Raw genomic sequence first — 21,487 nt, 5'->3', positions numbered from 1 at the left:
TTTAGGTGGGGATTAAAACCTGGGTCAACTCTTCGTCTTTTTCAGACTTATTGCATGCGTTTCGTTTGATACAGAGACAGGTATAACGTTTTTCTTAACCACATTGACCTTTTTCTGTTAATACAACCGGGGGAGCTGGCACTTTAAGCCCCACTGCAAACGGAGTGCGAAGGAGGAGATATGAATAAACTAAAAAGAGCGTCACTGTTTATTCTGCTGGTCATCATTGGCTTTGTGCTGATTGATTGCAGCACGCAGAAAGTGGCTGAGCGCCACGAAGGCTATACCGAAGCAAACTTGTGGGCCTATTATCTTTACACCGATAGCGACATTCGCCATGCGCCGAGAGCCTCTGAGAAATATCACTTCACCTTCACCGCCGAGGATGGCACTCAGCCAAGGGACAGCAGCATTGTTTACAGCCCGGATGCTGACATAACCGTTATCAGAAACTATTTAACCTCGCTGGGATATGCCAGCGTAGAGCGCGAAGGCTTACTGGAAAGATGGCAGCGCGAGGGAAAAACCATGCCCTACTTTGTTATCACCCGGGATCCGCAAACACGGACGCTAACGCTGACTCGCTCTGGCTTTTAAATATTTTTTTACTTACCGCGCCATTTACTCCGGGCACCTACCGTTGAGGCAGAGCATAGCCAGCACAACATGCAGTTGCCTCTTCATCTTCTTCTCTCCGTAGACACCGTCATTGTTATGCGGAGATACATCGTTAATGTGTATCTCCGCGTCGGTCGGGCGTTAGCGGTAATTAAGGATGAATTGCGAGGTAGCGTTAGCCGCACCGGTGGTGACCGTCGTGCCGGTCGAGACATAGCGGGCGGTGAAATTGAGCGTGTTGCTGCCTTCACCGAGGGGGTATTCTCCCGAGGCCGAGTAGAGCGGAATGGCAGAACCATTTTTATCGGCGATTTCGATACCGACGCCACTCGCAACGTGACTTCCGCTGTCCAGCGACAGCAGGCGCTGATTAACCGCATGCGCAGTGCCGTCGAATTTCACTTTCAGCGCGGTGACGGTGTCGGGGCAATCATTGAGCGTAATGCTGAAGTGTGTCGGGGCCGATTTCAAGCCGGCAGCGCCGTTGAGCGTCGTCACGGAGACTTTGCCTAAATCAACATTCATGCTTTGCGAACTGCTGTCTACCACGCAGGTCTGGTTGGTAATGCTGCCGGTAAAGTAGATGGTGCCGTCTGCGGCCTGCGCTGTGCCGACAAGCCCTATCCAGACGATAAAAGCCGTGTTTGCTAACCGCATGTTCATTTTCTTCTCCTTGATAAAAATGACGCAGAGCCATGCCCTGCTCTACAACGGCGGCGAAATAATCTGCGTCAAACTTTCCCGTTAGTGCCAGAGTGGTGAGTTCAGCGGAAGATTTTTAAAAAAAGAGGAAGGCAGCATAAAACGTCAGGGAACGCGCTTTTTGGCAAGATAAGAGAGATAAAATAACGGGACGTTGAGAAGATAACACTGGCAACGTGAACAACTGGATCACGTTGCCAGTAAAAGTTAATGCGTTATTACGACGTGCTTGCAAAAAATAACGATTTAAAAACAGCAAGATAACGTCTTGCCTGAAGAGGCATCAGAAAAATTTTGACTCTACCCTAAATTTTTCTGATACTACTTTGCGTTTTGGCACTAAATGGTTGATTTTGCGAAACATCTCCCCAGACATTGAGAAACCGCTGCGTGTTGGTGGCCGTATAGATCACCGTATGCCGGATGTTACGGTGCCCGAGATAATCCTGTATCAGACGCGTATCACGCCCCAAATCCGCCAGTGCGTAACCGCACCCGTGCCGCAACATGTGCGGATGAGCGGAGATGCTGATTCCCCCCAGTTCGCCATAACGTTTAAGCAGCAACCGCACCTGATGGCGCGAGAGCGGCCCGCCTTTTTGCGAGAGGAAGAGCCAGTCGCTGTCCGCATCCCGCCAGCGGCGACGCTCGTTCAGCCAGCGCGTCAGCGCAGGCAGTTCGGTATCAAACAGCGGATGCTGCGTGGAGAGGCTGTTTTTAAGCCGCCGGACATAAACCGACCGCCCGACCAGATCGATATCGGACAAGCGCATATCGCACAGTTCGCTGACGCGCAGCCCGTGTAAAAAACACATCTGGATGAGGCAGTAATCCCGCGCAAAGTGCAGCCCGCGGTCTGTTGCCAGCAATATTTGCCTCACCTCGTGGCGAGTCAGGTGTTTTCTCTTAACTGACATTGTCTTACTCCTTACTTAAAAAAGGGGAATAAAATCAGGCCAGTACCGTGAATGTAGCCCGGCCTGAATCCAGCGACAGGATAGCATTTTGGAAAGGGGGAGTTGGGGAGGAATTTTTTAAGGGGGATTATTTGGCTGGGGGATAAATTCTTCACAATGGGAGGGCATCAGAAACGCCCCCCGCATTATTTATACTTTTTAGTAGAAGAAGTATTTAAATTAGGGCTTCTCTACCACCGATACAATGACGGTTTCTGGCTTCGATACGACACCAACCGAGACAGAGGTTTTGGGGTCAGCGCCTTGCCAGCACTCCCCTTCAATATTGCAGACACCAAGACGCTTATATCCGTTTTCTTCAAGATAGGTTTTTATTCTGCTCGCATCTGTTGTGCCCGAAAACGTCACATCGTAAATAAGCAGATCCGGGCCAGTAACATTGGAATACCCGAACCGATAATTTTCAGACACGCGCGGTATTTTCTTTAACAGTTCTGGGGTGAAAAATTCGTACTCCCGTTTATCCTGCTCCGTATAGTTAGCGCTTTCAGCAAAATCCATTTTGACGTAGGGCCATGCGTAAACCAGGCCTGCGGCGATGACGGCAATCGTTGTGAGTAAAATTTTTGTAGAGGTTTTCATACTATCGGTGCGCCCTTTCCTGATTGCATAAAGCTTCCATTAATGGTTGATATAGCTACATTGCCCGAGTTCCAGTCAGTATAAGGCCGAATGGTTTGCATGAAAGCAGGTAAATGGCCGTGACGCGGGCTGGCATTCGGGAATGCGTTCAGGGTTCCGGTAACAGACCTTCTGGTTGGAATGACCGCCTCCTGACAATGAACCGCTCCCGGTTTTTTTGCCGGGAGCGGGTTTCCATTCAGGCGACTTTCTGTTTACCGGAAATCACGCCTATAAACTCCTGCACCTGCTTCTGTTTACGCGCTGAAAGCTTGCACGCCCGGCGCAGCGACCGCATCAGTTCGCTCTCTTGAGGAGCGGGTTGCCGGGCGGTGAGCACAATACAGCCATCCATTACTTTCACATCGACTCCCGTGCCGCTGGTAAAACCGGCGGCCTCCAGCCACTGCCCTTTCATAATGATGGCGGGAATACGGCTGTAATCCGGATAGCGGCTCGCATAAGTTACGGTCAGTTGACGGTTATTTGCCGGGAAGACTTCTGGTTCAAACGGTTGTGCAATAGAATGCGTGTCAGTCATGATTACTATTCCTGTTTAATAGTGATTGTGATGAGCGGTGCGGGTGTGTTGCAGCACATCCGCATCGCGCTAAAAACCTGTACATATCACCAACAAACAGAAATAAAGTCCAGATAAAAACAGGATAAAATAAGAAGCTTCTGAAGCTATTTAGATATTAAGAAGTGAGATTTATCTTTGAGAAATAATAAAAAGCGCATCTGAAAGACGCGCTGAAAATAATTTTTTAATTAAGGTTTTTATTCCTACTGAATAGAGCGTCCAGGATGAGTTTATTCCGCCAGGCCTGATTTTACGCCCACAAAGAAATCATCTCAAAATACTAATATTCACTACGACTGTATTGTTTCAGCTGAAGGTGTCCATTCTCACTCTTCTCCAGCGAGAACCGCGCGGCAAACAACTTACCCGGCCCGGTGTGCGGGTTTGTTAACTTATAATAAGCCGCATATCTTTCCCCCGGCTTGAACTGAAAATCAAACGTGGGCAGGCATTGACCCTGAACAACCGGGAGCTGCTGATCAGGCTGACCAAAGGTTTTGTATATCTCACGGCCTGATTCAGTACCAAACTGCACAGAGAATATTTTATCGCCCGCCCTGGCCGGAACGGTGATGCACACCTTATTGTCGACCAATCGGGCTTGTGCGGGGTACTCTTGAGGAACAGGATCCATAGGCCCAGGGCAGCCCGTGAGCAGAAATACAGCCGCGATTAAAATGAATTTATTCATCGTCTACCCTCGCCCATAAATGATTTTTTCATAGAGTGCGGGAACCTCTTGTAAATGGTCTATGCCCCGGTACTTTACGGAAGCCATATGTGAAGTTAAAAAGAGAGCGTCTTCCCACCCAAGCATTGTTATGTTGTTCATGGCACGTAAAATCCCCCACCACGGCATATGGGGTCTGATTATTACAATTCAACAGGCTGGAAAGTGCTGTTGCTGATTACAACCCGGTAGAAGTAGCCATACCATTTTTTACTGTAAGAGTGAGGATTTTCTCAAAAAAAACGCTGAAATTTTCGGAGCACTGATAAAGGTGAAGATAGTCATCGTCACCAGAAATCGTATAATCCTGCTTACTATCATCTGCATGTAAACAGGTTCGATCCCAGTAATAAACGCCGGCTTGCTCTCCTTCTGTAACCAGAACAAAAAAGTTATCACCAGGGTCACATCCAATTATCACTGCATGTTCAATAAATGAAAGTTCATCAAGAAATTCATCATTGGTAAGCGCCAAATCAAACTTCTCGTTATTCACTTGATAACCAAAAAAAGCATCAAATGAAATATAACCATTATCTACCTTGTCAAACGGTAATTCACAGCCATCAGACGAGTCCACCCAGAATCCGTTATATTTCTTCAGGAATTGTATGTAGTCATCTGGTAAAGAAATGGCCAGTTGCTTGCAAAGAAGCTCAATATCTGTTTGGACAATACCTGTACCTGTTAAAATAGCCAATCTTTACCTCCTCAATCTTTTGAACAGCTTCGTTTTATAAATGACACACCACCCCGGTGCGTGAATTTTCTATGTATCCGTGAAGGCACCTCCTGCATTGTGGTGCCGTTTTGATGATGATGCCAAGTATTCTTGGTGGACTGACCCCGCCCCGGTAGACGATCCTGCCCTATAGTTTGAGCACAGGAGGAGCGTATGGACACACCACGATTTACACCTGAATTTAAGGAAGAAGCCGTCCGTCAGATAACGGAACGCGGTTATTCCGTCGCCGAAGTTTCTGACCGGCTGGGCGTTTCAGCACACAGTCTCTCGCGAACTCGCGCTGGACGCTCTGATGATGGTCGTGTGGCGTCGAAAACAGGACGGCGGGGTTATCGTACATAGCAATCAGGGCAGCCAGTACGGCAGTGACGACTGGCAGCGCTTCTGCCAGGATAATGCGGTGGCCGAATCGTTCTTCAGTTCGCTGAAAAAAGAACGGATCAGAAAGCGCATATATAAAACCCGGGATCTGGCCCGGGCGGATATCTTCGATTACATTGAAGTGTTCTACAACCGGGCCCAGCGCCACAGCCATCTCGGCGGCGTCAGTCCGGAGGCCTTCGAACAGGCCTCGTCGTGAGGACAGAATTTGTCTACGGGCATGGGGGCAGTCCAACTATAGGGCAGGATCGTCTACCGGGGCGGGGTCAGTCCAATCTACCGCGCCGTGAAGGCTTCCATGTTAATCACAAGCGCGAGTATGGATTGGCGCTGCGCGGCATCAACTTTGTTCCATGCAGCGATCAGTGCTGCAAGATCGTCATCTTCGGCATAGAAATAAGCGAGCGGAACCTCGAGTACGCGCGCCAACTGCTGGACTATTTCGATATTCGCCTGATGGATACCCTTCTCATAGCGATTGATTCGCGGGCTGGCAACAAACTCATCAATGCCTGCCAGAATGCCGAGCTGCTTTTGCGACAAGCCTTTAGCGAGGCGCGCTGCCTTGAGCCGCCTGCTAAATACTTCATTGTGCGAGGGAGAATTTTTCATGGCTACGATAATCGTAGTAATGCTTACCGCCTGATACTACGAAATACGTAGCTATGTTAACTGTTTTGGTCTTTGCACTGACGTTACAGCAAATCTGGATCCTCCCTACAAAACTACGAAATACGTAATTTACCCTCTGTTCGCAGAACTACGAATAACGTAGTATTTTTGTCGTTAGCTCACCAAAACGGAGGATCAAAGGAATGAAAGCAAACTGGCATAAAGCTGACGTGATAGCTGCGGTGCATAAGAAAGGAACCTCACTGGCTGCACTTTCCAGGGCGGCTGGCTTGAGCTCTTCGACCTTAGCGAATGCACTGGAAAGACCATGGCCAAAAGGCGAAGCCATTATCGCAAATGCGATTGGTGTTCTGCCGCAGGAGATTTGGCCGGAAAGGTATTACAGAGAGGGGGAATTGGTGGAAAGGAGGCTTCTCATTCGCAATCCTTTATCAATAAAGGATTTACGTTAAAAAAGACGTAAAGTTGCGATTGATCATGTATTCATTGTTTCAAAAATGCTTTTTTGACTGGCTCATATGTTAATCTAGAAGGTTTTTACGTAAAATATGACGTAAAAACCTCCTCGAACACACGGAACTGCCATGGCAAACTTCGATGCTGATTACTGCTACTCTTTCCCCGCTGTGCGAGGTATGCAAGCTGGAAGGCCATTCTACATTGCGACTTGCCCGATGCGCATCATACCTAAAATTTTCAGCTTTGACGAAACGGATGTCCCGCCAGAGCTGCGAGCGCAGCGCATTTTGAATAAATCTCGCATACCTGAAATGGTGCGTTATCTGCTTGAGAATCCGAAGGATTATGTCTTTTCGGCTCTCACTGCATCGATTGCTGTGGATGTGCAGTTCGATGAGTTTTCCGGTTCAAATAACCTTGGAACATTGCGTGTGCCAATGGATGCGCAAATTCTTATCAATGACGGTCAGCACCGTCGTAAAGCGATCGAGGATGCATTGTCGGAACGACCTGAACTGGGGCAAGACAACATTCCGGTCCTGTTTTTTGTTGATGAAGGGTTGAAGCGCAGCCAGCAAATGTTTGCTGACTTAAACAAATATGCCATTCGCCCAAGTCCTTCTCTATCGGCTCTGTACGATCATCGCGATGTAAGCTCAAACCTTGCGCGTTACCTGGCGATGTCTATTGAACCTTTTGTCGGTCTTACGGAGCTCGAAAAATCCAGTATTAGTACACTTTCAAATAAGCTCTTCACGCTTAGCAGTATCAAGCAAGCGACCCGTGCGCTTTTGGGTAAAGACCCAAAAGTTGGCAGCATCGAAGACAATACCAATATAGCCGCGATTTACTGGCAGGCAGTTTTCCAGGTCATGCCTGACTGGCAGCTTGCCGCAAGAAAAGAAGTCTCTCCGGCGCAGTTACGTCAGGACTATGTGCATGCCCACGGTATAGGACTGCAAGCTTTAGGTCTACTTGGTCGTGCATTACTGACTGAAGAACCTGAGCAATGGCAGGAAAAAATTAAAGAATTGAAAAATTTCGACTGGCGCAAAAGCAACCCTGAAATGGTTAAGCGAGCAATGCAGCATGGCAAGTTGAGCAAGACTGGCACTTCAATTCAGCTAACCTGTAATGCGTTAAAGCAAGCGCTCTCTCTCCCACTTACCCCCGAAGAACAAGAGCTTGAAGCTCAAATGGTTGCCTTATGAGTAAATTAGTTCAGGCCTTTGATCTGGCCGAATATGAAGACTTTATCAATCAGGAGCAGTTCTCAGGACGCCCCCTGGCTGAATATGTTGCTGAAGTGCAACGAATTTATTGTGCGGATAAACGCCCTTGGGTAATTGGCTACAGCGGTGGGAAAGATTCTTCCGCCGTGATCACCTTGGTATATCTGGCGTTGCTCGGACTCCCTCCGGAAATGCGCAGTAAAGATGTGTTTTTGGTCTCATCCGATACGCTGGTAGAAACGCCAGTTGTTGTTGATCTGATTAAAAAAACCATGTTGCAGATAGAGGCTGGCGCTAAACGCAATGGCCTCCCGATCACTCAACATGCAGTAATGCCAAAAACCAATGAAACCTTCTGGGTTAATTTGCTGGGTAAAGGGTACCCAGCGCCAACCCGGAGTTTTCGCTGGTGTACAGAGCGCATGAAAATCAATCCGGTTAGTGACTTTATAAAAGATAAAGTCAGCCAGTTTGATGAGGTTATTGTTGTTCTGGGTTCGCGTAGCAGCGAGAGTTCATCGCGTGCGCAGGTCATCGCAAAACATAAAATCGATGGCACACGCCTTGCACGCCACACCACGTTACCCAATGCATTCATCTATACACCGATTGATACATGGGATGTGGAAGATGTCTGGAAATTATTGAGAGGAGCATTTCGCTACTCTCCTGATGATATTGAAGAGTGGGAAAGCCCGTGGGGTGGTAATAACCGTCCGCTATGGACGTTATATATGGATTCTTCGGCACAAGGTGAGTGCCCGCTGGTCATTGATGACAGCACCCCCTCTTGTGGCAACTCCCGATTTGGTTGCTGGACATGTACTGTCGTCACGAAAGATAAAGCGATGGAAAGCCTGATACAAAACGGTGAGGAGTGGATGTCTCCTCTGCTCAAGTATCGTGATCTCCTTGCGTTCACAACCGATCCTGTTAACAAGGATACTTTCCGTAACTACAAACGTCGTACCGGGAAAGTGAGCTATCAATACGCTAAAGATGGCGAAGATATCACTGCAGAACGCAAACACGTGCCGGGCCCGTACTGGCTCAAGTATCGCCAGCAGTGGCTAAAAGACTTGTTAGAAATCGAACGCGATTTGAATGCGCAAGGTCATACCATCACGCTGATCACACAGCCGGAGCTACATGCTATTCGGCAAGAGTGGCTGAAGGATCCCAACGAACCAGATTGGTACGATACCCTGCCCGGCATTTATCGGGAGGTTTACCAACGCGATCTGGACTGGGTTGTTGACGATCACTCCAGGTTTGATGCCAGCGATGCCGATTTGCTGATGCAAATTGCACAAGGTTTTGACGTTGAACCTGAAATGGTAATGAAGCTGATCGAGCTTGAAACCTCAATGGAAGGTTTGAGCCGTCGCCAGGGAATCTTCGACAAACTGGGTACCATCTTGAAACAAGATTGGGGCACGCTGGAAGAGATTCAGCAACAGCATGCAAAATTACAAACGCGCAATGACCGTGATATTCATCAGGAAGAAGTAGCAAAACTGGAAGCTGAACTTCAGGTATTACAACGCAGAATCGTTGATGCCAGTGAATCATCTCTCTTTGCCGGCGAGGAAAACGAACGTGTTAATTAAGCAACTGGTTTTGCGCAACTTCCGGGTATTTAACGGTACGCATGCCATTGATCTGGCTCCCAGAAAGCGACCAAATGATACAAACCAGCGTCCTATCGTCCTTTTTGGTGGGTTAAATGGCGCAGGCAAAACCTCAATTTTATCTGCCATAAGATTGGCGTTGTATGGACGTCTGGCATTCGGTCAGGCCACTCAACAGCAAGATTATGTTGAACAGCTCAGCTCCCTGGTTCATAAGGGCGCTTATGTCACAGACAATCCTGATGAAGCTGCCGTAGAGCTGAGCTTCACTTACAACAAAGATGGGCGTGAAGCCGAATTCACTGTCACGAGAAGCTGGAAAAAAGGCAGGAAAGATAATTTATCGCTGCAGCAAGATGGGATCCCTCTTAAAGAGATGAATTACGATCAATGCCAGGGATTCCTTAATGAATTGATCCCACACGGTATTGCTGACCTGTTCTTTTTTGATGGTGAAAAAATTGCTGAACTCGCAGAAGACGAGTCCGGTAAGATCCTGCGCACTGCGGTACGCCGCCTTTTGGGGCTGGACCTCATCGCAAAATTGCATAACGATCTGACGATTTTTATCAAACGTCAGCAGACCAATCAGCTTGAAGGTTCGCAGCAGCAAAAGCTGGCAGAACTCGAGGCGGAAGGCCAAAAGTTAGCGTTTCAGGCAGAAGAACTACTCGAAAAAGCTGACTTTGCAAAAATACGTATTGATCTTTTATCCAAAGAAATCATTCGCTACGAAGGGCAATTGAACGCTCAGGGCGGCGCATTTGCACAAACCAAGACCCAGGAAAAGATTAAAGTTGAGACGCTCCTGAAAGAAAAAGAGCGGCTCGAAAGAGCATTGCGTCAGGAGTGCGATGGATCATTACCCTATGCTTTGGCTCCCAATATTTTAGGGCAACTACTTAAAAGAATTGCTGAAGAAGCAGAGATCAAACAAGCTAAAAGTTTTGAGAAGGAGCTGGAGAAGTTCCTGGCACAACTCAAAAATGATATTGCGTTCCGCACTAGTAGCGGGAGTAGTACACAAATTATCGCGACCGAAGCGATCGCTGATAATTTGAAAGATTACATGGCGGCAAAGCCGAAGGGTGATTTGCTCTTTGATGTTTCTGAAAGAGAAGCAGGCATGCTGCAGCAATCAATTGAGCAAGATAGCCAAAAAGCGTGGCAGCGTTTCGACTCGTATCGTCTTCAGTTAACTGACATTGAGCAACAACTAGAGCAAGCAGCCGCCAATATTGCGCGCGCACCGGAAGACGACCAGTTAATGGATATCTTTGACAAGCTGCGCGAGCTTGATAAAGAGCGTGAGAAAAAACGCCAGGAATATATATCTCTGCTTGATGAAGCCAGAAAAATAAAGCAACAACAGCTAGATTGCGTACGTAAAATCCAGAAAAACCATGATCTTGCGCGTAATCAGCATGGTTCTAACAGCGCATTGAGAAACGCACAAGAAGCTATTAACTTGCTTAGCCGATACAGTGATGTCTTAACACAAGCACGAGTAAAAACGCTGGCAACAAACTTTGAAAATGCCTACAGAAAATTAGCGCGGAAGGAAGATCTGCAATTAAATGCCCATATCAACCCAGATACATTTGATGTTGAATTGGTTGATGAAAATGGCTCAGTCATTAATCGCAAATTACTTTCTGCTGGCGAAAAGCAAATTTATGCCATTGCCATTCTTGAGGCGTTAGCAAAAACATCTGGGCGTGACTTGCCTGTGATTATTGATACGCCATTAGGCCGTCTTGACTCACAGCATAGGGATAAGTTGATCAATCATTATTTCCCTGAAGCCAGCCATCAGGTCGTATTGTTATCTACAGATACCGAAGTGGATGAGCGCTATTTCGTTGACAGACTACGGGATGACATTTCGCATGCTTATGAAATTGTATTTAACGCGCGAACCAAGTCCTCTTCGCTTAAACCGGGTTATTTCTGGGAATTAACTAAGGAGGCAATCTGATGCTCCCTAATCGCATGCAACTGAGCCGCCAGACCGAAGAGCAGCTCAAAAGATTGAAAGGATACACTGGCGTCACCCCAAATGTGGCCGCACGTTTAGCTTTTTTTCGCTCAGTTGAGAGTGAATTTCGTTATTCACCTGAAAGAGATACTAAGAAATTAGATGGTTCTTTAGTGCTGGATAAAATAACGTGGTTAGGTGAAACCCTTCAGGCTACGGAGTTAGTACTCAAGATGTTATATCCGCATATTGAACAGAGAGAAGCTATTAAAGCATGGGCTGCACATGTGGAGGACGGTATATCTGCACTGAGGAATTATAAAAACTTAAACGAATTAAGCTTAGCAATATAAGCACTCCTCCCTTTAATATTTATTAAAGGGAGGTTTAAGTTTTAATCAAACAAGATTACATTGTTTCTTTAAAATATCTCTAATTTGTGATCGGCCGATCCCGGAATAATTAACATTCACCCCCTTAAGATTGACCACATCGATTTTATCTAGATATTTTTTAATGACTTCGAATGAAACATTTTCTTTTTTGTTTATTACATCAATTAGAATATACTTTAATAAATCAAAGAGCGCCTGAATACCGATGGTTTTCCTCATAAAATTTAGTTCTGTATCATCCCAAAATTTTTCCTTACAATAAGTGAAGTAGTCATTTAGTAGATCATATAGCTGACCATCTCTATTATTAATATAATCATCTCTTAATGGAGCTCTAGATGATATTTCTTTCAAAATACTACGATCTTTTTTGAACATTCTACGTTTATGAAGATGATATCTGTCTTTTGCAACATTTGTAGATATTAAAGACGTAATACCTTGCACTATCGTTGACGTCGAAATATACCATGTATCGGCATCGGCATCGGCATCGGTAGAATCATTTTCTTTTTGATTACTCAGATCTAATTTTTTCATTCCAAAATCTATACGCCCTTTTAAAGGAGAACCATCTTCCTTATCAAGTAGCCTTGTCAAATAAATTGCTAATGTATCCGGTGACCAAAATTGACTCTCAATAGAATCAAGATCATAGCCAAAAAGTTGATAGGCGAGACTTTTATCAACTTTTTGCTGATTAAAGTTTATTGTTGCAAATACTTCTGCCTGCTTTGGTGCAGGTAGTTCAAAGTATATAGCGCATACAAGATCAAACTCAGTATTTAACTCGCCACTTTCTATAGCTTTTTTGAGCCCCTCGATTCTGTGTTGTCCATCTACGATCGATGCATTTTTTTTCGCTGATGGGATAACCAAGTTCGAAGCTTTATCGATATACCATGGATCGTCGGAATTTTCCCCATTAATATCTAAGTTAGCAGATAATATGATAGAAGTTGGGAACATTGCATCATTAGTTGAGCAAAAATGAGATATTGCCTTTACTCTATTATCATTAATTCCTCTTTGTACTCCAGATAGCACCTCATTCCCATATTGAGCAGAAAAAGAGTAACAAACCTTAATTAAGGTAGTGGCCGGAATTGATGCGATATAAAAATCCCCAAATGGTTGTCGCACTTTAATTGTTTTGCCTGTATAAAAGCTCATTGTTAACCTCTTCTTAAATTATTAGCAGAACCAACCTTAGTGCCACCAGAGGATGATTTCGGATCAACACTCAATGAGTAATTAGGGTTTTCAATATTAGCCAAAGCCCAATAAAGAACAGAAAGAAACCAAGCAAAAAATGACCAAAATGAAAAATTACTTTTACTTACTGCTCCGAGCCCATAAAAAACAGCTATGATGATAAAAATTAAAATTGATCCTAACTTTAGCCATCGTTGTACAGGAACATTATCTATTTCTCTCTGCTCACCCGCCTTCTCAGCCATAAGTTTATCAAAGACAGTCGTAGCCAACAAAGGGACTGAAAAAGAAACAAGATTGATAGTGTTCATGCCATTCAGTAACCTTTCGCCAAGCGGCTCTCCTGAAGTAAAAATCACACACCAAATCCCAAAAGTTCCGGCAAAAACAATTATAAGAAGAGAATAAATATAAAAAAAATGATTAGAGCCGATAAGCTTGATGCGTCGGTCTATCTCTGCAATTAAAACATTAATACTTTCTGGTCTAGTATCATTCATTTGACTAGAGCTCCCAAAATGCTTTATCACGCATTTTCACAAGTTTTTTTTCACCATTGATATACAAGCTGAAATGTTTATCAAGCTGTCTAATTTTGCCCATTAGCGATTCCTGTTCTCCTTTATCATCAATATTAAACACGGCTTTAATATCTGCGTTCTTGATTTCAGAAACACGATGAATCACCCACGTTAATATATAAGAGGAATAATTGTTTTCATTGGTTTTAAAGTGAGTGATCTCTTGCGTTGACAAAATCGCGCCTACTCCGTATTCACGACCTTCTTTAAGTATTTTTCGCAGACTAGCAAAATCCTGGCGCATAAAGTTATCAGCCTCATCAACAAGAATCATTTTTGTAAGCTGTCGGTAATCGCCACAAACAGCAGGCTTGCCACGCTTCTGCATTTGTGCATAAAAAAGATCCAAAGTTAAGGCGACTACTAGATTTTGTATCTCCGAAGGATAGCCTGCCAGCTCGATAACAGTTACGCCATCAATTAGCTCATAAAGGCTGGTCATTTTTTGTGGGTTACTTTCAAAAATTTTAAAACCAGCTAAGTTATAGAGTGCTGCGTATAAGGAATCCTCTTCAACTTTTTCTTGAGCACAGTATTGCTGCCAAACATCTTCAATAGTCGGTGCGGTATTGGACCATGTGCTGCTGTCGTGAGAAATTATTCCTGCCTGGTCATAACATTCCATAACCAGAGAAACAAGTTTCATCCGTTGTTTAACACCTAAATTGTATGCTTTAGCCATTGTTTCAGCGAATGCTGATGCTGTATGCATTGGCAACATAGGCATATCACCAAACAATGAGAGCGGATTATAAGGCAAAAGTGATAATTGATATTTTTTAGCCCCTGTAGCATTCAGAAAATCATCATCTACATAGTCAGACTTATAATCAAAGATGAGCAGGCCAATAGGTTTGCCATCAACATTGCGCGATTGTTTGCGGATTAACTGCGTAACAAGAGCTTTTGTAAATTGAGTTTTACCTGTCCCCATAGTGCCGATGATACCAGTGTTGGTGTTCATAAATTTTGCTGTATTGGTCGGCTCCCAATACAGAGCATCATTTTTTACAGCATCATGCCCAAAGAGCACTGTTAATGAAGTATCAGAAGTTGCACCGCTCTTTTCTGCTATTGATAACTCAAGGGGCTGGATGTCAGGGTCAGGAACAGACGCCTGCAGCTCGATTGCTATTGGAGTGTCGGTGACTTCCGCGTTCTGAGGTTTGAGTAGATATTTTTCTGGCACTTTATAACGATCGGCGAGGGGCTCGCCTTCTTTGTCAGAAGCAATAAGCGAAGACAACAAGGAGTACGGGATCTCAATTTGTAAAATATTATCCACTGTCATTTTATAAGTAAGATCGAAGCATGTTGCGCTATCAACATGAGCCACGACAATACCGTCAGGATAATCGTTGAGTTCAGCTATCTCATAATCCCCCGATAGCCACCATTCACGGCGCTTTAATAAAGGAGAGAGTGAAGTACTATCGAGCACGCCATAGAGCCGCAGTTTTTCGACTTGCATTAAAACCTGGCGGATGAAAAGTGCACGGTAAAATTGAGATGCCAGCGTTTTTGGCTCAAGAATGTCTTGCTGTAAATAACGTTTTAGCTCGCGGGCTTGCTTACCTGCATAGCTGTAATCAGGTCTTGCACCCGTTTTAACTTCTAATGGTAATAAATAGAGGGACTCACCTTTGAACCCGACGAAAAGTACATCATCAGAGATGGCCCCTTGACGATATCCCTGAAGGTTCCTGGATAAATCACTCTCTTTCATTTTTAATCCAACGTTGCCGGAAACACGGATCATTTCAGCGACAGAAAGAGGGATCCAGCAGATGTCAGATTGACGCAACATGGATTGCACGAACTTATAGGCACCGATAATGCCATGCTTCTCTTTGCGCTCCTTCTCATTGGAACGCAACATTTTCAACAGCCACTCACCATTAAAGGCATTAAATTCCGACAGAAGATGCTGACTATCTACAGCTGTTTGCCCTGTCTGTTTTTCTGTTTGGAGTAAACGCAGAAACAAATCAACTTGTTTCGTGACCGTGACAGCATCGTAGCCTGCACAGCTGGTGTACTGATCGGAGTAATGAATAAGAACGACGTCTTTTTGATTGGTAAAGAAATCGAGTGTCACTTTCGGATCGATGATCGTAGTCCAAAGTGCACTGTTATATGAACGTGTAAGCAATTCTTTGAAATTACCGCTCACCGCGAGGCCAATTCCCTGACCGTGATACTGGCTGTTACTCTGTCTTGCCGGTTGCCATAAACTACCTACTAATTTTGCAATACGCAGAGCAACGTAGGGTTCAGTATCAACACCACGCAAACCAAAAGCAGTAAAGAAAGCATCTTCTTGTGTTTCAGTACCTTCTCCAGCAATCAAGCCATGGCACAGCACACCACTTGAGGCATCCTCGATACGGATTTGGCGGCAATCGACAGGAGCGGTGTTAGTAAAGAACGCCAGGTGCGAGTAAGCAAGCTCTTTACTCCCAGCTGGTAAGTTAAACTTACTAAAGGTTAAACGGCTGCGCAGTAAGTCAATCAGCATGTCTGCTTCTGCACGCCATGCCCCGCTATTCAGATCAAGATCAATTTTGAGCTGTTCATAGCTTCCACTTTCAGCAAAACGATCGAACATATTTGGTAACAGTCGTTCGTCATAGCAGTTGACGTGAATGTAAACAGCCCGCTCTTTTTCCTGCTTGAAGTATTCAACCAGTCCCAGAAAAAGCTCTTTTGCATGACCTTGATTAATAGCGTTGATGATCAGTGAATTACTTTCTGCACTTTGGAACAAACGAGCATAAGCATCTGTAAACTCGTAAAGCTTATCTTTCACAAGCCGCTTAACGTATTCATGGCTGACATTTTTCTGCGGAACAACATCGATCCAGAACCGGTTTTCATCAACCGGTTGTAACTGGGCATATTCATGCTCATTGTGGTAAACAAAGGGCATCAATCCGGACACAACTAAGCGATCGCGTGTAATTGGAGGTAATGCGGCAAATGAAGAAGATTCATATATTTCTGACTCAGAAATAATGGACTCCACTAATTGCAAATGATAGGCAAGTACTAATGGATGCATTGAGGACAGCCGTTCAATACTATCGCTACGACAAACTCCTACTTGTAAAAGTCGCTTTTCATCTGAAGTTAAAGTTTTACTCAATCCAATCCGCTGAAGCGCTTCTTCAAATGTAATAAGCAAATGCTCAATTAAAACACGATACTCTTTTGACCACGCGACCAGGCTCGGCAATGTATTACGCTGAAGATAATATTCGAACAGTTGGTTATAAGCGTTATGAAGCTCTGGATAGCATACAAGCAGTTCATCTAAAGCTAATTCAGAATCATCTCCTCTTGTACCGAGTAAACGCTTATCAACCAGCGATGCCTCCAACATAAGCAATTGTTGTCGGACTCCGACAACCTTGTGCTCAATATTATCCAGAATGACACGACCTTTAAGGCGGTTCCAGGTAGCGTTACCTTCTTCTTTGAAGAGCTTAATGAAACGATTTTGGTCAAAAAGAAGTGGCAGGGTTAACCCTTCCTCAGCTCCAGGCCCTTCGATATTAAATGATAAACGAGACTCACCAGAAACAAGGGCGAATTGAATTAAATCACTGCGATTGGCCAGCGTTTCAAAATTAACGCAAGAAAACTCTTTACAGTCTATATCTTCACTGCTTTCATCAAGCATCTTTGTCTGGCCGGCAGACTCCGCAATACGTAAATTATTATCTTCTAATTGCAGCGTGAGTTGCCCTTTACTAGGTTCAATTCGGTAGCAATTTTTAATATCCTCTAACCAGAATTGACCTTTCTCAATAAGCAACACACGGAACTTATATTCCTCAGCCGAATTATTACGATTTGTGATCTCAAGGCTAAAATAGCAAGGCTGACCGTAGAAAGGTATCAACATACTAATACGGGAGTTTTTCCCACCCGCTCTACTTATCTTCCAGGACAGCTCTTTCTTTAACTTAGTATTATGAGCGATTTTAATGTTACTATCCTGAAGATCGTTGCCCTGGAAGACAAAATTCAGTTCGATCTGCTTATCACCGGGATTGGATTGCACCATGACACTGATATCACGTATTCCCGCTTTACTGGTGCTCTTTACACGCTGCCAAACTTCGCCATTAACGACGCTAACGGTATCCAGTAATAATTTCTGTTCGCTGTTTTTCTCTTTTTCCTTTTGATATTCAGAAAAATCAAGAGAACGCCAATCATCTTTATCGGTGAAATGGTCCTGAATAAACTTCGCACTAAACTCAGGAAGAGCATTTTCTAACTGCCCGCTGTAGCGTTCAACGCTATCCTCGATCTGACGGTATAATTTCCGGTTCTCGTTTAGCCGTGTTTGCAGCTGCTTATCACTAAAATTAAGTAGCTCCTCATCTTTAAAGAGATTTAATTCTGAAAAATCGAGATTACCATCTTCGAGTAAGCGGTACAGAGAAGAAAAACCAAATACTGTTGCACCTTCATCCAGAACCGTTGCCAACTGATCCTTGAGTAGACAACGGGATAATTCCGAGCTATTACTACCCGGAGTGATAAGTGTTTCTAATTTCTGGCTAAATGTTTTTGGATACCAAATAGCGCCCGGTGCGGATACATCTTTAGTACTATTAATTAAAGTATCAAGCATGCTGTTATGAATTATCAACAGTGCTGTATCTGCAAAATTACCACTACGGCCTGCGACCTCATCACGCAAAAGAGAGATGTAATTCTCTGTGAACGCGGGTTCGCTTGCACCATGTAGTACAGGTATCAGCTTAACACCGTTACAGTCGATGAAAGGCAAGTTTTGCCCTGGCGCAATGTCGAACTTATTAGCTCCGGCAATAGAGTCAAAGGCCGTCCATAATTTCAAAGCATTAACAGGATCGGGAGATTTAAACTGGTAACGCTCACCGGGCTGGATAATTCCGCATACCCATTCAATGAAAGTCTCAGCTAAATAAACTTCATATAGTTTTACGGACATATACAGCATCTCCACTATCACTCATTCTTTCAACATTGCCCATGCGCTCATAAAATGCTACCAGCGTCTGCGTAGATTGGTTATCCAGGTAAAACCCGCGCTGCTCAAAACCTTCAATCAACTCATGTAGCCGAAGTTTGACATTTTTGCCTATAGTCAGGTTGGTCAATAATAATAACCGATCCTGATTTAGCACTAGCACTTTACCGGCGCGTCCTCGCACCTGTATAAAATCATTACAGATATGATTTTCAAGTTCATTTATGTAGTTTCGGTTGACCGAAGCACGGTGCGCCTTTTTATCCTTAAACTGCTCAATAGCGACCGTTATTAACAGCTCAAAAGCACTCTTTAAATTTTCTGCAGACTCTCTTTTTGGTAATTCTCTGGCTTCAATAAAATCTTGCAAATAAATATTAAACTTATTTAACAACTCAGATGAGTCTGGGTAACTCAAACAATCCAGATAAACCTGCCATAAAGGGCGTTTGTATGTACCTTTTTCATCAGACTGCAGTACTTCAAGGGCTGAAAGCACAGGGAAAAGCTTTTCTCTCTGCTTTGAAAACCACTTATAGCCAAAACGTTGTATTTGATCTCTTTCTGAACTTGCTTTCTCTGTATCAAGAATAAAAAAAAGCGACTGGCTTTTCGGCTCACCTTTGTCCCAATTATCAAGATTTAGGGCTAACTGCGCGCACCAGCTAAAGGTGTATAAGCGTAACGTGTTGGTCAACTCTTGGAGAAGGTACTGAGGATGGTCGGCAAGGAATGCCAGATCAGTCTGGAAGCATTTTGACATATAAGGAAGATAAGGTTGTTCCTTAGCAAACGGGCTTTTTTCAAGCGGAGCGACTTTATCCTTTAATTTATCCAAGATAATTTCTTCGATAAAATTTAATTTATCCTGCAAAGGATATTTTAAATTAAAATCGCCCATCAAATTAGCAAAGAATGTTCCTAATCTTTTATCTACAGCGGATCCAGAAATAAATTTCTCACCCTGGAATTGCGCATGAAATAGTAAAAAAAGTGGTGAGACTTGGTAAAAGCCTTGACTGTTAAAATACATTCTTTCGATCACGGACCAGAATGTTGGATTATCGAGGAGTTCTTGTAATTCTTTCTTACAGTCCTCGCGGTACTGTTCCTCACTATAAGTATCAATTTTACGCTTCATGGCATAGCTAAGAACTAATCCTGTAACTAGTTGCCAATTAATACTATCATTTTTATTTCTTATTGGCAGATAGCTATCCAGTAAGTTATTACCTACTGTCAAATCTTTTTGGATTAGGTACATAGGTTATCCCTCGATTCCACTGACCGTGATCATATCGCCGTAGCCTTTAGCACGGTAGGTCTTATGTCTACCGTCATAAAATTTTATTTCGCGGCTTGACTTAGCATGTTCAGCGATTAACTCAATCATTTCTTCTAATAAAACGATTGCATTTTTGTCATATTTATTTGGACGATACCCATTATTTAATTTATATATTAGCTCAAAAAGATTAAGACCTATGCGTACTGGCTTAATTTTATGCTCACCAACTTTTATATAAACGTCAAAACCTGTTGAATAAACCGTATTTTTATTCAGAATAGCATCCCAATCAGGCATTAATTCAACGGGGACAGTAACTTTTATCCCGCCGTATTCGCCTAAGAAAAACTCTTCCTTTTGCATACTTAACTCAGGGGCTTTGCGATTAGCATAGCGTTGTATTCCAGCTATAAGTTCGAAGGAATAAAAACGATTGAGCTTTTTCTTTTGCTCTGAGTCGCCAGTGTAATTTTTGTGCAGATGCCAGATTTCGGAATAATGCTCTAATAATGGCTCTCCGAAAAATACAGCAAATTTTTTATGATAATTATTCCCTATATCCTCATCTTTTAACAACCAAAACAACCGAATCAACGAGGCTGCATCACCCCGTTTAATATCATCACGGCTAAATCTAATATGTAAAGGAATAAGTGAAATCAAAAATTCATCTAGCTCAGAATCGATTAACCCAAGCTCATAACGCAGCACAAATTGATCTAGTTCATAATTATGTATCTTAACAGGATCAAACTCAGACAGTTTATTTATGAGTTCGTTTTCAACACCCTTAAATAGGTTGTCAAATAAATACGCGGGCCCTGTCAATAAGTGATGAACAAAGTCTAATAAAGTTCTGGTATTAACGAATTGATCTTTGATTAGTCTGGCTTTAAATAATTGTGTTATTAACACATCCTGAACACCAGGCATGCATAACAATTTATAATTCGCTACTTCTTTAAGGTCAGGATTCCTTGCTTCATCGCTGCGAAAAATAAACTGGAATAAATTTTTATCATCATCGCGCGTTAGATTTTCTAATAATGCTTTAATGAACGCCGAGTAGTTTTTCTCTTCTGAAAAATGAAACTTTGGATAACGTTCAAAATCGAAAAATGTGCAGTTTTCATTCCGGTAAGGTCGTGTTACGCCCTGAGGAGAAGATAAAAAAGCATCTATGGCAGACTTGACTTTATTATGGGCGTCATCACCCTCTCTTGAAAAATTAGCCAGCATGCCGGTATTAATACCGATCAAGAGAGGAGGCGCATCATGAGCATGGCCGCTAAACAGATTATTTAGAGCCTCAATGGCCGACTGGCGAGGGGAGAAGCTGTGAGTAGCATCCAGATGAAAATGAAAGCGTTCTCGATAACGAGGAATTGCCTTGAGGCGCGTCAATATCTCTGACTTTCCATCACCACTACTACCACATAAAAAAATGATTTCTCCATCATGTGCTCGATCAAGATATCGTTGCAAATCGGATTCAATTTCCTGTTGAACAAAGAGTTGTTCCTTCAGTTTATCGAACTCATCTTTCTTACGCTCGGTGACAGTGGTAACGGAAAAGGAAGATGATTTTGCGAGTACATTCAAGGCGTTACGTAAAGTTATTGCGCCCATAACAACATTGTCCCTGGCAAAAAATGATAACCATTTTATATAAATATGAGCTTTAACTCCACC

General features: G+C 43.7%; 18 protein-coding genes and 1 pseudogene. 7 read left to right on the top strand and 12 right to left on the bottom strand.

Annotated features, from left to right (window positions below; genetic code table 11):
- The first annotated feature begins 180 nt into the window (after window positions 1–180).
- A complete protein-coding gene (locus HF650_RS03235; RefSeq protein WP_187801149.1) occupies window positions 181–597 on the top strand; it encodes a hypothetical protein in 417 nt (138 codons plus the stop codon).
- Window positions 598–759: 162 nt separating this feature from the next.
- Here HF650_RS03235 and HF650_RS03230 read toward each other — a convergent pair whose 3' ends face one another.
- The 6 genes from HF650_RS03230 to HF650_RS03205 form a co-directional block, all read right to left on the bottom strand.
- On the bottom strand, window positions 760–1,281 hold the full coding sequence (locus tag HF650_RS03230; protein WP_187801148.1) for a fimbrial protein: 522 nt from the start codon (window positions 1,279–1,281) through the stop codon (window positions 760–762).
- A gap of 344 nt (window positions 1,282–1,625) precedes the next feature.
- Complete coding sequence (locus tag HF650_RS03225; protein WP_042713977.1) at window positions 1,626–2,237, bottom strand: tyrosine-type DNA invertase; 612 nt, start codon at window positions 2,235–2,237, stop codon at window positions 1,626–1,628.
- 219 nt (window positions 2,238–2,456) lie between these two features.
- Entirely contained in the window at window positions 2,457–2,879 is a 423-nt protein-coding gene (locus HF650_RS03220; protein ID WP_187801147.1) for a hypothetical protein, read from the bottom strand.
- A 238-nt stretch (window positions 2,880–3,117) separates the two neighbouring features.
- On the bottom strand, window positions 3,118–3,459 hold the full coding sequence (gene symE / locus HF650_RS03215) for an endoribonuclease SymE (RefSeq protein WP_187801146.1): 342 nt from the start codon (window positions 3,457–3,459) through the stop codon (window positions 3,118–3,120).
- 322 nt (window positions 3,460–3,781) lie between these two features.
- Entirely contained in the window at window positions 3,782–4,192 is a 411-nt protein-coding gene (locus HF650_RS03210) for a putative T6SS immunity periplasmic lipoprotein (RefSeq protein WP_187801145.1), read from the bottom strand.
- Window positions 4,193–4,409: 217 nt separating this feature from the next.
- On the bottom strand, window positions 4,410–4,931 hold the full coding sequence (locus tag HF650_RS03205) for an SMI1/KNR4 family protein (protein WP_187801144.1): 522 nt from the start codon (window positions 4,929–4,931) through the stop codon (window positions 4,410–4,412).
- A gap of 286 nt (window positions 4,932–5,217) precedes the next feature.
- Between HF650_RS03205 and HF650_RS03195 the strand changes: the two are divergent.
- Window positions 5,218–5,556, top strand: a pseudogene (locus HF650_RS03195) (IS3 family transposase); the annotation flags it as partial.
- Between the two features lie 77 nt (window positions 5,557–5,633).
- Here HF650_RS03195 and HF650_RS03190 read toward each other — a convergent pair.
- Entirely contained in the window at window positions 5,634–5,969 is a 336-nt protein-coding gene (locus tag HF650_RS03190) for a helix-turn-helix transcriptional regulator (protein WP_187801142.1), read from the bottom strand.
- 203 nt (window positions 5,970–6,172) lie between these two features.
- On the opposite strand from HF650_RS03190, the gene HF650_RS03185 reads away from it, so the two are divergent.
- The 5 genes from HF650_RS03185 to dndE all read left to right on the top strand — a co-directional run bounded on the left by HF650_RS03185 (window position 6,173) and on the right by dndE (window position 11,643).
- Window positions 6,173–6,442 carry a helix-turn-helix transcriptional regulator gene (locus tag HF650_RS03185; protein ID WP_076768976.1) on the top strand — a complete coding sequence of 90 codons (270 nt, stop codon included), beginning with the start codon at window positions 6,173–6,175 and terminating at the stop codon, window positions 6,440–6,442.
- Between the two features lie 132 nt (window positions 6,443–6,574).
- On the top strand, window positions 6,575–7,660 hold the full coding sequence (dndB, locus tag HF650_RS03180) for a DNA sulfur modification protein DndB (protein ID WP_076768977.1): 1,086 nt from the start codon (window positions 6,575–6,577) through the stop codon (window positions 7,658–7,660).
- Complete coding sequence (gene dndC / locus HF650_RS03175; protein WP_187801141.1) at window positions 7,657–9,291, top strand: DNA phosphorothioation system sulfurtransferase DndC; 1,635 nt, start codon at window positions 7,657–7,659, stop codon at window positions 9,289–9,291. Before dndB ends, dndC begins: the two co-directional genes overlap by 4 nt.
- Window positions 9,281–11,290, top strand: coding sequence for a DNA sulfur modification protein DndD (gene dndD / locus HF650_RS03170; RefSeq protein WP_187801140.1), 2,010 nt, complete (start codon window positions 9,281–9,283; stop codon window positions 11,288–11,290). The genes dndC and dndD overlap by 11 nt, the downstream gene beginning before the upstream one ends.
- The gene (gene dndE / locus HF650_RS03165) at window positions 11,290–11,643 is read left to right on the top strand and encodes a DNA sulfur modification protein DndE (RefSeq protein WP_187801139.1); all 354 of its coding nucleotides are present in this window, start codon (window positions 11,290–11,292) and stop codon (window positions 11,641–11,643) included. The genes dndD and dndE overlap by 1 nt, the downstream gene beginning before the upstream one ends.
- A 45-nt stretch (window positions 11,644–11,688) precedes the next feature.
- Here the strand turns inward: dndE and HF650_RS03160 are convergent, their stop codons facing one another.
- From HF650_RS03160 to dptF, 5 genes are read right to left on the bottom strand one after another with little or no spacing between them, the layout of a single operon-like run.
- Window positions 11,689–12,858, bottom strand: a complete 1,170-nt coding sequence (locus HF650_RS03160; RefSeq protein ID WP_187801138.1) for a DGQHR domain-containing protein — start codon at window positions 12,856–12,858, stop codon at window positions 11,689–11,691.
- Window positions 12,859–12,860: 2 nt separating this feature from the next.
- On the bottom strand, window positions 12,861–13,400 hold the full coding sequence (locus HF650_RS03155) for a hypothetical protein (protein ID WP_187801137.1): 540 nt from the start codon (window positions 13,398–13,400) through the stop codon (window positions 12,861–12,863).
- A gap of 4 nt (window positions 13,401–13,404) precedes the next feature.
- Window positions 13,405–18,468, bottom strand: coding sequence for a DNA phosphorothioation-dependent restriction protein DptH (gene dptH, locus HF650_RS03150; protein WP_187801136.1), 5,064 nt, complete (start codon window positions 18,466–18,468; stop codon window positions 13,405–13,407).
- Complete coding sequence (dptG, locus tag HF650_RS03145; RefSeq protein WP_187801135.1) at window positions 18,449–19,771, bottom strand: DNA phosphorothioation-dependent restriction protein DptG; 1,323 nt, start codon at window positions 19,769–19,771, stop codon at window positions 18,449–18,451. Before dptG ends, dptH begins: the two co-directional genes overlap by 20 nt.
- A 3-nt stretch (window positions 19,772–19,774) precedes the next feature.
- Complete coding sequence (gene dptF, locus HF650_RS03140; RefSeq protein ID WP_187801134.1) at window positions 19,775–21,424, bottom strand: DNA phosphorothioation-dependent restriction protein DptF; 1,650 nt, start codon at window positions 21,422–21,424, stop codon at window positions 19,775–19,777.
- Between the last annotated feature and the right edge of the window lie 63 nt (window positions 21,425–21,487).

Source organism: Kosakonia sp. SMBL-WEM22, assembly GCF_014490785.1.
Taxonomy (GTDB): Bacteria; Pseudomonadota; Gammaproteobacteria; order Enterobacterales; family Enterobacteriaceae; genus Kosakonia.
This window is presented reverse-complemented; position numbering and strand designations above follow the sequence as displayed.